Consider the following 14,934-nt stretch of genomic DNA (forward strand, 5'->3'; position numbering starts at 1 on the left):
AAAAGAAATAATGTATTACACCTTTTATTATGAACAAGATCATTTATTAGCTTACCATAATATTATTATGAATAATGTTTTAACTATAAAGTTTATATGCTATTAATTCTTTATAATAAATCATTTTCTTATTTTATATTTTCTTGTTTTTGCACGATTTTAATAGATCTCTTACTAATCCTTATAAGCATGCAAAAAGAGAGAAAAATAAAAAATCCGCCAAATAGAGCAAATACAACTGTAGGCTTGAAATGTGCTAATAATAATCCCGAAACAATGGGTCCGACAGCCATTCCCATATATCTAATAAAATTAAACATTCCCATTGCACTTCCTCTATTATGTTCAAATTCATTTGCAATCATAGTAGCGAATAAAGGAGTGAGGATACCAATTGATATTCCGTGGAGAATTAAAGCAACTGTTACACCAATTAAAGTATTCGAGTGTGTCACAGCAAATAATATTACGCTTAAAGCTAAGACTACATTTCCAGTTATAAAAAGATTTTTTTGTGAAATTTTTGATTGAATTTTTTTAAAGGTCATACTGCCAATTATTAAACTTATAGCCATTGGTAAGTAAAGTAAACCCACTACTTGTAAACTTAATTGATAATGATCTGTTAATAAAATTGGTAAGTAAACAATGAAGGAGAAATAAAGGAAAAATGCAAAGAAACTTAATATTAATATGGAGCTTCCCACTTTGCTCTTAAATATAGAAGCATAGTGAGATATAAGTGTTTTTCCACTCATTTCTTTTTTACTCCCCTTACGATCTCCAGGGAAATATAACCAATTAGTAATAAATAAAATTATAGATACTACTACAAGTAGCCAGAAAACACCTGGGTAATTATATTTTTCCCCAATAAAACCTCCTAACACAGGTGCAACAGCAGGGGCAATGGATAACATGGTTTGATATGTACCCATTGCACTTCCTCTTTGTTCTCCTTGAAATACAGTACCAATTGTAGTTGCCGCAATAAGTGGTATTGCAGCTGTCCCTACAGCCTGTAAAATTCTACATATTAAAAACACTGTAAAGTTACTTGTAATTGCACAACCAATACTCGCTATAATTGTTAAAATAATACTCGGAATAAGAATAGTCCTAGCACCTTTAAAATCAATTATAGAACCAAAAACAATTTGCATAATTGCCGTAATAAAAATAAATATGGAAACCGAAAGGTTAACCATTGTTATAGATACTTGGAATGAATCCCGGATTATGGGGATTATTGGAGAGTATATATTTTGGTTTAAAGAAGCGAAAAAAGCACTAATACACAACAAATATAAAAGAAAAGAAGCACTTGATTTAACACGGTTCATGCTATCCCTCCTAAAAAATTATTAATAATTAGCTAATTTATTTAAATTATAATAACTTTATTTCCCCAACATTTTATTGTTTATATTTTGTAAAAACTTCAATATTGCACTTTGTTCAATTTCAGAAAATGAATCAACGAACTGATAAAATTCATTTTCTTTCTGGTCATGAATTTTCTGATGTAATTCACAAAGTGATTGTCCTGCCGGAGTCAGTTGATAATATACCTCCTTTTTATTATCAATTGACTGAAAACGAGTGATTAAATTTTCTTTTATTAATTTGGTGTTAATTTTTGTGATATTCGCTTTAGATAAATTCATTTTCCTTGCAATTGTAATATTATTTATTGGTTGATTCTCACCAATACAGGCAATTACGTGTATACTTGTCATATTTGTCGGTACATGTTCTATTTCATCCATTTTTGCTTGCTTAAAAAAAGTCTCAATATCCTTATCTGCCTTTTGTTCATTGAGGTGTAACAAATGTAGATAATTATCGTAAAATTTCTGTTTTATTCCCTTATTCATTTAAATGCTTCTACCCTTCTTTATCTATTTTATTCTTTTTGTTTACCGGTAAACTATTTTGATTTTATATCTTCACTTAGCAATTGTCAATTGCTAAGTTGGAATTTAACTAATTATGTAAACACCTTTAATATATCTATTTTTCATAATTTAACCTAATAAAGCCCTATTATATTAAAGAATTAGTTCCAATGCATAAAAGTCCTTTTTTAAATTGTTGACCTAATTATTGTTTACTGGTAAACTTTATATTGTTAACTGGTAAATAATAATTTTAGATAGGGGAAATTATTATGACAAATTTGGTCCATAAACAAACCTTAAAAGCTATTGAAGACTTTGTCATAACAAGAGAAAAGAAAAAATATGCATCTCAAGAAATGATAAAAGAATTAGTTAGTGAATCTGAGAACATAAATAAAAATTGGACTCTGACGCAACTACATATAGTTTCGGTAATTCATGAGAGTAAACAACAAATGAATAACACTCTATTATCTATGGAATTAAATATTTCTAAAGCAACTATTTCTAAAGCTATTCACGTTCTTATAGATGATAAAATTTTATTGACGCATCAAAATGCAGAAAATAAAAAGGAAATCTTTTATACTTTAACTGATAAAGGAATTCAGTTAGCTATTGTTCATAAGAGGTTACACAAAATTGCACATGAACGTTACAATGAGTTATTCCAACAATTTAATGATTCCGAGTTACAAGTTGTAACTAATTTTTTAGAAGCTTGGAAAAAATGTATTTAATGTTTTGTTATTTCAGCTTAAAAAATATATATGTTTAACCTTTCCATAAAAATAGAAAAACTAAGGGGCTTTTAGCCCCTTAGCAAAAATCGGATTTTATTAACAATCAAAATAGCAATGATTTTTAAACTAACTTATCAAAAAGAATAGGCATAGAAATAGGTCCACGTGTATAAAGTCCTTTTTCAACATATTGAAAATCTTCTTCCAATTTAATGTTTTCCATATTATCTAAGACTACATTTACAACTATTTCAATTTCTGATTTTGCAAACGCTGCCCCTACGCAATTATGAATACCTGATCCAAATGCAAGATGTCTTGCAGCACCACTAAATGCCTTTTTAATATCAAGATCCGGACGATAAATGTTGAATTCATCAGGTCTTTCAAATGCGTTAGGGTCACGATTTGCCGCACCAATCATACAGAATACAGTAGTTCCTTTTGATAATTGGATATCACTTATTTCCGTGTCTTTTGCTAATTGACGAGGAATCAATTGCACTGGTGGATTATAACGTAAAGTTTCCGCAATAGCCAAGGGTACTAATGAACGATCATTTAATACATCTTGCAATTGTTTCGGTTGGTTAATTAAATTATAGGTTAATAAAGCAAGAGTCTTATCACCAGGTTCTGTTGCAGCTAATAGTATATTTAAAATTAATGCTAGAATATCAGTATCAGTCATAGCTATGCCTTCATATTTAGCGCTGCATAATTTAGAAATTAAATCTTCCTGCGGGTTTAACCGCCGCTCTTTAATAATCGGTTCTAAATAATTAGCTAACTGTTCACTACACCAGAGAGAATGTTTTCTTGCCTCCGGTGGTTGATTTATACTGGTAATAAATTCAGCTACACCGCTATGCCATTCACCTATCTTCTTATGATCTTTCTTATCTAATCCAATCATATCCATTGTTACATAAACAGCAAATGTTCTGCCAAAATCATTAATTAAATCTATCTTTCCATTTGGAAGGTGTGGAGATAGTAAATCTTCTGCATTCTTTTTAATTAAGGGCATTAATTTTTGTAAAGCATCTCCCATAAAACTTCTTAAAACAATTTTTCTTTTAGCTACATGCTCTTTTCCACGCATTTGTGCTAATACTGGCCCACGCATTACTGGTTCAGCACGTTCAGCTAATGATTTTGTTGTGAATGTATCAGTATCATTTAATATATTACGAACATCTTGATATCTGCTAATAAAATAACTATCAATCTCAGGTTCATAATGCACTGGGTCATTCTGACGTAGGTATGAAAAATACTTATATGGATCTTCTTGAAATTCTTCTGATAATATATTTACCGTTTGCACTGTATTTGACATATTACTTCCCCCTTGTATTGGATACTTTATATTTATTAAGATAAATCTTCCGTTTCTTGAACCATCAAATATCCTTGATTTGGTTTCATCTTGATAGAAAAATCATTTCTAACTATCTGTTCACCAAGTTCCCATGGTTTATGATAAATAAGTACAGTTTCTTGAGTTCCCAAAATTTCAGCTCCTCCAATGAAAAATGGAAGTTCTGCAATGACATATTCTACTGCAATATTTAGCATGTCATTTGAAATTTGATCAATATCTATATTGGTACCCCTTGCCCTACCTAGAATGGCAGCGTGTGACATTTCTAAACAAGCATTTCGAAAATGAGTTTCGTTTACAAAGATATGTTCCGCTTCTGCTCTCATGCTGTTATATGCATAATTGTCACTAAAATCAGAAAAAGTATGGATAGCATTTACATTACCCCCATGCTCTTTTAGTGCTTTTTCAGCTGATCTTCTATTTCGAGATACTTCTTTTCTAACTTTTCTTTCCGCTTTACCTTTTGGTGTTCCTAGAGCCTCAAGTAAATTTGCAGCTTCTTTTCCAGCTAATAAAACACTAACATCATCAAAAGTATGTAATGCCCATTCAATGAGTTTATTAATATATTCATCAGAAAATCTACTATTAAACGGACTAATACCTATTATTGCATGCTTACTACGTTTTAATATTTCAGCACAATTAGTAGATAAGGGGTGAGAACTAAACTTTCGTACATTTCTTACCGCTATAGCATTTGTCATAAAATCATCCCTTTAAATAATTTTATCAATATAAATCGTTTTATTGATTTTAAATAACCAATAATATTTCAAACTATATGCAAAAAAGATAGAATATCTTGATGTTAAAAATAATTAATATAAATGATACTAAACAAAAATCTTACAAAATGTTCACCGGTGAACAAAACCAATTCTATATTGACGCTGTCGTTTTGTCAATATGTATTATTCAGAAAAAATAAACAAAACAGAAATTTATTTCACAACTTTTATTATGATATATTTTAATTCTCGTTTGTTTTCTCTTCAATAATAAATTTTCAAAGCAATTTTGTTAATGCATTCACCTTTTCTTTCATCTTGTTGAATTGATTTGAAATTTCTTGAATTGAAACTGCTTGTGATTGAATTGATTGTACTGTTTGAGATGTTTCTCTTTCTACTCGTGTTTGCAGTATCAGTTATTAGTGAAAAAGACGCATTTGCTTCTTCTGTGCCGCCAGACATCTTTTCTGTTGCTGCAGAGACTTCTTGAATTTGACTTATAATTTTATCAATATCTCTCATAATAGATGAGAATGTTTGATCCGCTTTGTGGGCCTCCTCTTATCCTTCTGCTGCTTTTTGTTCTTCTTTTTGCATGACACGAACTGTATCATGAGTATCTTGTTGAATAGATTTGATTAAATAATTAATCCCATTCGCAGACTATTTAGATTTTTCCTGTAAATTCCCTCACTTCTGCTGCAATACCTTTTGTGTCAATCTTTAAAACATTGCCCCATGCATCGTGTTCATAGTTTGCGACTACTTGTCCGTATACATCTGTTATCGCTACTACATCACCACGTGGGCTATAGTGATAGAATAACGTCTGTTCCTTGTGATTTCATTGCGAGACGTACACCGTCTATTGAGTATACATAGTGACGAAGGACGTTTCCATTTCCATCTGTTTCGCATAATGACTTGATACTGTCACCGTCATAGGGGTACCGCCACATCGCTATCAAGCTAATAAAAAGAAATGCCCCCTAAAATGAAAAAATACGCTATTCTTTCTGTAGAATCATAGGAAAGGATGGCGTTTTTTATGTCTGTTTCTGTGTCTAACGAATTACAACTATTTGCTCAAGAGATTCAAAGTGCCCTATCTCCAAATGCCTTACGAGATATTGCTAGAGATGTTGGCTTTGTACAACGAACCAGTAAGTACCAAGCAAAAGATTTAGTAGCTTTATGTGTATGGGTGAGCCAAAATGTAGCTATGACTTCTTTAACTCAGTTATCTAGCTGTTTAGAAGCATCAACAGAAGTACTCATCAGTCCTGAGGGACTGAATCAACGGTTTAATAAGGCGGCCGTCCAACTTTTACAACACCTACTAGCCGAACTACTAAGCAAAAAATTGGCCGCATCTATGCCGATTTCTTCTCCATACACTTCTGTTTTCAAGCGTATTCGTATTTTAGATTCAACTGCATTTCAACTCCCGGATATATTTTCATCGGTTTATCCTGGTGCGGGAGGATGCAGCCATACAGCGGGAGTAAAGATACAGCTTGAGTATGATTTATTAAGTGGACAATTCCTTCATATTCATACAGGTCCAGGTAAACAACATGATCGAACCTACGGTTCCCTGTGTGCCCCAACTGTAACAGCGAATGATTTATGTATCCGAGATTTAGGTTATTTTCATTTGAAAGATCTTCAACATATACAAGATAAAAAGGCCTATTATATCTCACGTATTAAATCGAATACACGTATTTATCAAAAAAATCCAAACCCTGATTATTTTCAAGATGGCAGAATTAAGAAGGGTACAGAGTATATCCAAATAGATATGGAGGTTTTAATGAACTCTCTTCAGCCAGGACAAACATATGAAATATCCAACGCTTATGTAGGAATGACTGATAAAGTACCAACTCGTGTGATTGTTCATCGACTAACAAAAGAACAACAACAAAAACGATTACACGATCAAACGGTAAGAGAAAAAAAGAAAGGAATGAAGTATTCTGCTCGTAGTAAACGACTTAGCGGTATCAATGTATATATGACAAATACCCCTATAGATATTGTCCCAATGGGACAAGTACATGATTGGTATTCTTTACGTTGGCAAATCGAGATTTTATTTAAAACATGGAAATCATTCTTTCATATTCATCATTGTAAAAAGATAAAACGAGAACGATTGGAATGCCATTTGTATGGGCAACTGATTGCCATTCTACTTTGTTCTTCTACCATGTTTCAAATGCGGCAATTACTTCTTATGAAAAAGAAACGAGAACTGAGTGAATATAAGGCCATATATATGATTAAAGACTATTTCCTTCTTCTATTCCAAACTATACAAAAAAACACCCAAGAGCTATCAAAGGTATTACTTCGCCTGTTCAATCTCCTACAGCAAAACGGGCGAAAATTCCATAGGTATGAGAAGAAAACAGTTTTTGATATATTAGGTGTCGTTTATAATTGTACTATGTCGGACAATCAAGCCGCTTAATTCAAAAAAGTGAAACCCGTTAGGGTTTATTTCGTATGCAAATCTTTCAATCACCTACACTTGCCCTTTAGAAAAAGGAACAATCTCGCCTAAAATTGACTTTGTATAAGCTTAGCTTGATAGCGATGGGGTGCTACCCCTTATAGGCCATCTCAGTTTAGAAATCTTTGCATCAGAACCATATCGCATATACGATTCCCTTACACTTTTTTAGAGTTTAGCCTCATTTTTAAAATTTTTCAACAGAATCCATTTTGAAAAATGATTGATCAAATCGGATCCCCCTTCGTGAAGTATTATATATTTACATCAAAATTCTACCTGTATTTGTCCCTAACACATATAGGCTCCGTCTGTAAAAGGTCTCCAGCATAAGACTAGAGGTCTTTTGCCTTATAGCATCCATTAATGTACAATAAAATCTGTATTTATTTACAAAAAGTCATCTATTTTCTATTTTTCTATATATTGAGGTGTATACAAAAAATGTTATTTTTATTAATTATTACTCTTGCTTTATTCGCTATTTTTCTATTCTTTTATTTAAGAGATCCCAGAAGTTTACTTATTGGTTTTCTCTTCAATCTGTTTTTTTGCTCATTTCTTATTCTTACTGTGTACATAGGTTTCTCTTTCGAACATATAATTTGGAGAATTATCGCACTTGTACCACTTGTAATCATTGGGCTAATGATAACCTTTGGTGCATTCTTTTTAATGATAGGACTTTTTCTCAATGCAAGAGTTTTAAGAAAAAAAGAAGGCAGGCGCTTTTCCAATTCTTTAACTTTAATTTTGGGTAGTTTTATTTTATTATACCTAGTCCTTTCAATAGTTGATCCAGAACGATTTATCCCTTCGAACTTCGGCCCGATTTTTGGTGGTATTTATTTAATATGCTTATATTTCTTTATCCACGTATTAACTTTTTTAACATCTTACTTTTTGTATCAATTTAACAAACCAAAATACAACCAAGACTTTATTATCGTCCTAGGTAGCGGATTAATTAATGATAAAGTACCACCACTTTTAGCAAGCAGAATAAATAAAGCAATTGATTTTTATTGGAAACAGATGTCTGTCGGTTCGCCACCAACAATCATTTTCTCTGGTGGACAAGGCCCCGATGAAAACCTTCCGGAAGCAGAAGCAATGCAAAAATATGCCATTGAAAAAGGAATTCCAATTGAACATACCATTCAGGAAAACCGTTCTGTTAATACGTATGAAAACATGCTGTTCTCAAAACAAATTATGGATACGCTAAAAAGCAAATATAATAGCATATTTACAACAAATAATTTCCATCTATTCCGTGCTGGATTATACGCAAAACAAGCCGGACTAAGTAGTCAAGGAATTGGATCGAAAACAGCCTTCTATTATTGGCCAAATGCAATGATTCGGGAATATATTGCACTCGTTGTAATAAATCGTAAGCGTCATTTAAATGTGGTAAGTTTTATTTTAGTTTTCTCCATTCTTCTAACCATGCTTAATTTTATAATTGATTATTATCTATAATGACAAAAATCTGTCCAAAAGGCGCATCATTTAAATAGCCTTTTGGACAGATTCAATTTCAAACCTTAATCTTTTTTTGGAAGAACAATACCTTTATATAATTGAACAGTAATGAAGTAGTATATCGCGTAAATGACTATGAAAATAATAATGGGTAACCAAATACGGAAATACGGATTAACTAAAAAGTATGAGAAGATGTTCATACCAACTAATACATGAGTGATACCAACGATTGCAGGGAATAAGAATACTAAGAATAATTCTTTATAAATTGATTTCGTTAATAACTCTTGGCGAACACCAATTTTTCGAAGCATTTGGTAACGCGTAATATCGTTTGATGCCCCAGATAAAACTTTAAACATTAAACAACTTGCCATCATTGCTAAGAACGCTATGCCTAAGAAGAAACCCATAAATACAATTCCGGTGAACATACCGTCAATTAGGGTATAATAATTGTACTTACTCTCTAGAGAGTTCTCTTTCACATTTTTATATTTGACTAACTGCAACTCATCAATTTTTTTCCATTCTTTTTTATATGTTATAAAATCATTTGATTTTCCAAGTAACACGATTCCCTCTATACCTTTTAGGTTATCATACATCTTTTGATTGACAATTTTAATGGTATGATTTGGGTTAATATAACCAGGCTCTATTGTACGAAATCCCTCATTCCACATTTGTGGCATCTCTTTTACATCAGGCCCTTGTTCTACATTGGTTCCTGAAACAGCTCCTATTGGAAGTTCTTCGGAAATACGTTTGAATTTACCTGCATTTTCTAGTCCTTTCCCGTCTCGTACTAGCGGACGATTCCTCTCTAAGTCTTCTTTTAAATAGTAAACAAATTTATCATCTGTTTTGTAACGATATTCATTTTTCTCTTTAAATGTAATACCACCTAAAATTTTCTTTTCTTCAGCGTTTGGATTATGAATAACTACATCATAAGCGTTAAAACCATCTGTTTTAAACGTAACGTCATTCTTAAATGCCATACCAGCTGAAATCGCACCCGCTCCAAGCGCTACTAACATTGCTACTGTCGCAAGTACTTTCGTTAAACTATTAATACGGAAGCTTAACTGTGCGAAAGTAAAGGCATTCAGTCTTTTTTCACTACATTTTTTATTACTCTTTAATCTTCTAATAATGAGTGGTAGGAATGTTCCAAATAACATGTACGTTCCGGATGTGACTGTGATTAGTGCTATGATAATTCCATTTTGCTTTAGTTTATCCATATAAATCATTGAAGCATAACCAATTGCTAACAAAATAATGGATAAAACTGCAATAACTGCCGTTTTCGCTCCTCCTATAGACACGCGTTCTGTTTTAGAACCTCCATGTACAAGTTGCAGGACCGAAATACGTGATAATTTAATACTATTCATAATCGCTGAAAGAACAAATAATACAAAAAAGAAAAGACAAGTAATTTTTACTGATGGAGCATAAAGTGCTTGATAACCACTGGCAGTAAAATCAAGCTGTTTCATTAATAACTGCCCCACCCCTTTAGATAGTCCTATACCAATCGTAATCCCGATTATAAGAGACACGAGCCCTAATACAATGGTTTCCATAAACATAAGAGTTGTCACTTTATGTTTTTTTGCTCCTAACATCATATACATACCGAATTCTTTTTGGCGGAGCGATAGTAAGAAAGAATTTGCATACAAAATATAGAAGAAAGTGAGAATCGTTAATAAGGCTGTACCTGCATGAAAGATGAATCCGATAGCTCCAATTGGAGAATTCGATTTAAGAAATGCTTCATTTAGTGCTAAAGTTTCGAACATATAAAAAATAGAAATCGACATAATAAGGCCAACAAGTAAGACAATATAATCTTTCAGCTTACTTCTTAGACCTGACATAGATAGTTTGAATAACATGTGTTTACCTCCGTTGTTAAGCTTTTTGTGTCCCTAAGTCTGCCAGTACATTTAAAATTTCTTTATAGAATAGTTCACGATTAGTCGTACGATGAAGTTCCTTATATAGCTCTCCGTCTTTAATGAATAAAATACGTTGGCAGTAGCTTGCACTAAATGGATCATGTGTCACCATCATAATAGAAACATCTTGTTCTTCATTTAAGTTTGTCATTGCATCTAAAAGACTGGTTGCATTTTTAGAATCTAGTGATCCTGTTGGTTCGTCACCTAAAATAATTGCTGGCTCATGAACAAGTGCACGCGCTGCAGCAGAACGTTGTTTTTGTCCACCAGATATTTCAGATGGATATTTTTGTAGGATTGCTGAAATTCCTAACATTTCTGCTACCTTTTCTACTTTTGGTCCAATTTTACGCGATGAAACACCTTGAAGCGAAAGTGGTAGAGCAATATTTTCATAAACCGTTAAGTTTTCTAATAAGTTGAAGTCTTGGAAGATGAATCCTAATTTTTGCGAACGGAAATCAGAAAGTTCTCCTTGCTTCATTTTTGTAATATCTGTACCTGCAATTTCAACACTACCACCCGTTAAGTTATCTAATGTTGAAATGACATTTAATAACGTTGTTTTGCCTGAACCTGATGGTCCCATAATTCCAACAAATTCACCTTCACGAATGGAAAATGAAACACCTTTTAATGCATGAGATTGACTTTCACCTTTTTTGCCATACACTTTTTGGACGTTCTTTACGTCTACAACTGATTTGCTCATTATTTTATCCTCCAAAGTTTAGCTTGTTTAACCCATTTTGCATCTTTTCAACAGAATCTGCAATCAACTAACATTACAGTTCTCTTACATTTTTGTAATACATAAATATTTACCAGTAATGATTTTAAATTTAAGTTTGAGCAAATTCTGTAGTCTACATTGGGAATTAAAAATTCTTTATTATTTTAGGCTGCACAAGTTTTTGCACAAATAGTAGTATATCGTTCCATCTAATCTAAATCACTTTGCATAAAAAGACACAGCAAAATTGCTGTGTCTTCTTGATAAAAGCTATTTTTGACTTTCATTTAATTTATTTACTATATTTTTCGGAACATCTTCTTTCTTGACAACTTTTACATCATGCATTCTTGTATCGCTTCCCTTTTTCACTGCTTTAATATAAGTGCCAATTGGGTGTTTCACAGGTGAACCAAACCCTAATTCAACCTTGTTTAAATCTTTATCATAACCATTTAAATTATAGTCATAAGCTACAACATCGTTCTCTTTTGCTTTAGAGTCTAATTCAGGTTCCGTTGTTACCATTCCATAAACATCTGTTTTACTTGCAAAAGGACTATAACGATCCCATTGTTCACAACCAACTAATCCAATACTAAATACCATGGCCATTATTAATATACAAAATCTTTTCTTCATATTTTATTCTCTCCTTCTTTGTATGTTCTTTCGGTGCTGGTGCTATACGACTATTATAACAACTATAAAAAAATATACTCTTACAACAAATGTAGTCTAATCTTACAATTTTGTAAGCTATAAAAAACCTATTGAATGTATGATATAAACATAAAACTCTCCTATTAAATGGCTGGGTATTTAAGTTTATCTAAAAAACATACACTCATTTTGATTCTGTTACAAAGTTTCTTAAACCTATTTACAAACTAGAAAAAAGAAGTGAGTAGAATCACAAGTCAATATTTTAAAGGAGAACAGTTCAAGAAAGATATTATTTTGGTAGACGTCGGTTACTACTGTCGTTTTTCTTTAAGTTATCATGATGTCTCTGAAATTCTGAAAGACCGTGGTATTTCTGTGCATCCAACTTTTCATTCTAATTCTTATTGAAATAATTTATTTTTATTAATTATAAAAAAAGACAAGGCTTCATTATATGATATGATCCCCTTATAGTAGACAAGAAAAAGAAAGCACATTAACCTGTTTACTGTGGAGGAGATTTTTCTATTGGTAAAATTAGAGTCACTTACGATGTAGAATTTAAGAAAAAAGCAGTAGATTTATACTTAAAAGAAGGCATGAGCTATAAAACTATTGCGAAAGAATTGGGCATTCATCACTCAGTTGCAAGTCGTTGGGTGAAACACTTTGAAACTGAAGGTATCAAGGGACTAGAGGAAAAACGCGGGAAAGCAAAAGGGCCAGGTTTAGGTAGGCCACCGAAGATTCAGAGGCTAAGATTAAACGATTAGAAGCGGAGAATGAGATGTTAAAAAAGCTCTTAGAGTACGCTGTTCGACTATAGAGCGAAGCTTTGCGGACGCCAAAGAACTACATAGCTATCGATACGCTCGATTTCGTGGGCTGAAGTATGTCCAAATGCAAGCATACCTCACAGCAACCTGTCAAAATATGAAAAAAATAGCCCTTCACCTGACCCTTTTTGGTTAGGTGAAGGGCTATTTTTTTAGTTTCTATCATTTTATTATTGTTTTCGTTAAATAAAATTTAAAAGATGCCAGAGTGTTGGAAACCCTAAAGGGTTTCTCAACACTCTGAAGAAGGGTTCCGATAGGAACCCTTCTTCTTTTGCTAATCCAAACATCTGATGGATACAACGTAAAACACTTGTTAAGATTACTGTCATTCGCATCATTTGTTTCGCAAAAGTTATATAATCAAGATGCAAATTTTTAACTTTCCATACGTTGAGCGCTAGGAGAAATCCTAGCCTTTTTTATTTATTCTTTTTAAAGGTTATCACATTATATGTTCTACTCATTTTCTCGTAGAATAAACGTTTATCTCTCTTGAAAATGTGCAGTGCAAAATGCAATAAGATTAAGCCATTGAAAATAAAGAATAGTAAAAGGAAAATGATCTCTAATTTCTCGTTCAATACCCTAGCAGCAATTAATATATAATTGATACCACCAATTCCATAGTATAACAGACCGTAGCGTTTACATAATTCAACGAAAGTAAGTCTTTCGCCTTGCCCTCTTACCCTAATATGAAGAATCCATTTTCCAATTGTTTTCCCATTCGTAAAATAAGGAAAAAGAATAAAATAAACGAATATCCAAACGAATACAAATAAAAGCTCGTCCAATTTCTCGGAAGGGTTAAATATAAATGCTATGGAAACTTTAACATTAAATATTAAAGAAGTCACAATACCAATAACAAACCAATCCATCCAAAGAGCAACGAAACGTCGTGTCATACGAACTGGTTTATTTTCAAAATCAACTTTTTCATCCATCGCATGTACATCTGGTAGGAAATAAGTAAATATTGGTGCAATCATATATCCAGCAAATCCACCAAGCGTGTTTAAGAATAAATCGTCAACATCGAACAAACGATATGGACAATTATAGAATCCATAAAATCCAGTTAATTGTGTAATTTCGAAAAATAAGGAAACAAAAAATGTAATAATAACTGTTTGTAACAAGTTACGACGGAAATAATATCGTAAATAAACGCCTAATGGTAACAATAAAAGAAAGTTAAATGCCACTTGTAAAAATGCACGCTCTTTCAAAATACCAATGTATGACATCAGGTTCGCAAAATTCACCTTTGTTTCTCTAAAGATGTCCATAATTGAAGTAAAAGGTGTTATTTGATAATGCTGTGTTCCTGGACGTTGCATACTACACGTATCAAACGTTGCTGGGAACGGTAAAATAATTAAATAATAAGCCGTCATTGAAAATAATAATAAAGAGTACAAAACAAACATACGTAAATAATTAATATACCCATGCTTCCGATACTGCCAAATTAAAAAAGGAATTAATAAAATAAAACCAGCGATTGGAAATGTAATTATCGCTGTCTTAATCGGGAATAAATAAGCACCCAATTTTTTCACCTCCAGATATATACCATCTGCTATTATAACAAAACCTTCTTTTTATGCCATTTTCAGTTTTGTTTGTTTTTTCATTTAATTAGCTCTTGATTTGAATAAAAAACAAGTCATTGAGTCAAATTAGTTCATTCTGCTTAATTACTCTCTAAAATGCTCACAACCAAAATACTAATAGATTTGTATGAATCCATATCTTAAGCATCAAAAATCGTAACATCACTATTATTGCTTGTTATTTTTATTTTAGATGTTTCTGTACTCTGTACTAATTGGCGGGTCATTCTTTGAATCGTTGCCGTACCCCTTCATGTCCGCTAATGTTTATTGCGTGATTTGGTTCCATTGCTACACAGACCCCAAAGATAGCGTGAGTGA

Annotated in this window: 11 protein-coding genes and 4 pseudogenes; 6 read left to right on the top strand and 9 right to left on the bottom strand. The window is 32.3% G+C overall.

The features are described 5' to 3' along the window. Positions 1-128 precede the first annotated feature (128 nt). A complete protein-coding gene (locus MHB52_RS34275) occupies positions 129-1,343 on the bottom strand; it encodes an MFS transporter (protein WP_061663216.1) in 1,215 nt (404 codons plus the stop codon). A gap of 57 nt (positions 1,344-1,400) precedes the next feature. Beyond that, positions 1,401-1,877, bottom strand: a complete 477-nt coding sequence (locus tag MHB52_RS34280; protein ID WP_061663215.1) for a MarR family transcriptional regulator — start codon at positions 1,875-1,877, stop codon at positions 1,401-1,403. Positions 1,878-2,170: 293 nt separating this feature from the next. On the opposite strand from MHB52_RS34280, the gene MHB52_RS34285 reads away from it, so the two are divergent. Further along, entirely contained in the window at positions 2,171-2,641 is a 471-nt protein-coding gene (locus tag MHB52_RS34285) for a MarR family transcriptional regulator (RefSeq protein WP_061663214.1), read from the top strand. A 124-nt stretch (positions 2,642-2,765) separates the two neighbouring features. Here the strand turns inward: MHB52_RS34285 and MHB52_RS34290 are convergent, their stop codons facing one another. The 3 genes and pseudogenes from MHB52_RS34290 to MHB52_RS36910 form a co-directional block, all read right to left on the bottom strand. Then, positions 2,766-3,986 carry a cytochrome P450, cyclodipeptide synthase-associated gene (locus MHB52_RS34290; protein WP_061663213.1) on the bottom strand — a complete coding sequence of 407 codons (1,221 nt, stop codon included), beginning with the start codon at positions 3,984-3,986 and terminating at the stop codon, positions 2,766-2,768. A gap of 35 nt (positions 3,987-4,021) precedes the next feature. After that, the gene (locus MHB52_RS34295; protein WP_061663212.1) at positions 4,022-4,741 is read right to left on the bottom strand and encodes a tRNA-dependent cyclodipeptide synthase; all 720 of its coding nucleotides are present in this window, start codon (positions 4,739-4,741) and stop codon (positions 4,022-4,024) included. Positions 4,742-5,043: 302 nt separating this feature from the next. Beyond that, positions 5,044-5,721: pseudogene (locus tag MHB52_RS36910) on the bottom strand (methyl-accepting chemotaxis protein); the annotation flags it as partial. A 95-nt stretch (positions 5,722-5,816) separates the two neighbouring features. Here MHB52_RS36910 and MHB52_RS34305 point away from each other — a divergent pair. After that, on the top strand, positions 5,817-7,247 hold the full coding sequence (locus tag MHB52_RS34305; protein ID WP_061663672.1) for an IS4 family transposase: 1,431 nt from the start codon (positions 5,817-5,819) through the stop codon (positions 7,245-7,247). A 486-nt stretch (positions 7,248-7,733) separates the two neighbouring features. After that, a complete protein-coding gene (locus MHB52_RS34310) occupies positions 7,734-8,774 on the top strand; it encodes a YdcF family protein (protein ID WP_061663174.1) in 1,041 nt (346 codons plus the stop codon). A 65-nt stretch (positions 8,775-8,839) separates the two neighbouring features. Here the strand turns inward: MHB52_RS34310 and MHB52_RS34315 are convergent, their stop codons facing one another. The 3 genes from MHB52_RS34315 to MHB52_RS34325 form a co-directional block, all read right to left on the bottom strand. Further along, a complete protein-coding gene (locus MHB52_RS34315; protein WP_061663173.1) occupies positions 8,840-10,690 on the bottom strand; it encodes an FtsX-like permease family protein in 1,851 nt (616 codons plus the stop codon). Positions 10,691-10,706: 16 nt separating this feature from the next. Beyond that, complete coding sequence (locus MHB52_RS34320) at positions 10,707-11,468, bottom strand: ABC transporter ATP-binding protein (protein WP_061663172.1); 762 nt, start codon at positions 11,466-11,468, stop codon at positions 10,707-10,709. A 291-nt stretch (positions 11,469-11,759) separates the two neighbouring features. Continuing rightward, entirely contained in the window at positions 11,760-12,131 is a 372-nt protein-coding gene (locus tag MHB52_RS34325; protein ID WP_061663171.1) for a YxeA family protein, read from the bottom strand. Positions 12,132-12,401: 270 nt separating this feature from the next. Between MHB52_RS34325 and MHB52_RS34330 the strand changes: the two are divergent. The 3 pseudogenes from MHB52_RS34330 to MHB52_RS34340 form a co-directional block, all read left to right on the top strand. Continuing rightward, positions 12,402-12,542, top strand: a pseudogene (locus tag MHB52_RS34330) (IS6 family transposase); the annotation flags it as partial. Between the two features lie 140 nt (positions 12,543-12,682). Further along, positions 12,683-12,981 (top strand): annotated as a pseudogene (locus tag MHB52_RS36915) (transposase). Then, positions 12,948-13,127: pseudogene (locus MHB52_RS34340) on the top strand (transposase); the annotation flags it as partial. The pseudogenes MHB52_RS36915 and MHB52_RS34340, both read left to right, overlap by 34 nt. A 286-nt stretch (positions 13,128-13,413) precedes the next feature. Here the strand turns inward: MHB52_RS34340 and MHB52_RS34345 are convergent. Continuing rightward, positions 13,414-14,550, bottom strand: coding sequence for a VanZ family protein (locus tag MHB52_RS34345; protein ID WP_061663170.1), 1,137 nt, complete (start codon positions 14,548-14,550; stop codon positions 13,414-13,416). Positions 14,551-14,934 lie beyond the last annotated feature (384 nt).

The sequence above is a fragment of the Bacillus sp. FSL K6-0073 genome (assembly GCF_038006085.1).
GTDB lineage: Bacteria > Bacillota > Bacilli > Bacillales > Bacillaceae_G > Bacillus_A > Bacillus_A cereus.

Excerpts from the sequence above, each read along its gene's own strand:
- MHB52_RS34295 (WP_061663212.1), bottom strand. The coding sequence starts at position 4,741 with ATGACAAATGCTATAGCGGTAAGAAATGTACGAAAGTTTAGTTCTCAC.
- MHB52_RS34305 (WP_061663672.1), top strand. The coding sequence starts at position 5,817 with ATGTCTGTTTCTGTGTCTAACGAATTACAACTATTTGCTCAAGAGATT.
- MHB52_RS34315 (WP_061663173.1), bottom strand. The coding sequence starts at position 10,690 with ATGTTATTCAAACTATCTATGTCAGGTCTAAGAAGTAAGCTGAAAGAT.
- MHB52_RS34325 (WP_061663171.1), bottom strand. The coding sequence starts at position 12,131 with ATGAAGAAAAGATTTTGTATATTAATAATGGCCATGGTATTTAGTATT.
- MHB52_RS34290 (WP_061663213.1), bottom strand. The coding sequence starts at position 3,986 with ATGTCAAATACAGTGCAAACGGTAAATATATTATCAGAAGAATTTCAA.
- MHB52_RS34275 (WP_061663216.1), bottom strand. The coding sequence starts at position 1,343 with ATGAACCGTGTTAAATCAAGTGCTTCTTTTCTTTTATATTTGTTGTGT.
- MHB52_RS34285 (WP_061663214.1), top strand. The coding sequence starts at position 2,171 with ATGACAAATTTGGTCCATAAACAAACCTTAAAAGCTATTGAAGACTTT.
- MHB52_RS34310 (WP_061663174.1), top strand. The coding sequence starts at position 7,734 with ATGTTATTTTTATTAATTATTACTCTTGCTTTATTCGCTATTTTTCTA.
- MHB52_RS34320 (WP_061663172.1), bottom strand. The coding sequence starts at position 11,468 with ATGAGCAAATCAGTTGTAGACGTAAAGAACGTCCAAAAAGTGTATGGC.
- MHB52_RS34280 (WP_061663215.1), bottom strand. The coding sequence starts at position 1,877 with ATGAATAAGGGAATAAAACAGAAATTTTACGATAATTATCTACATTTG.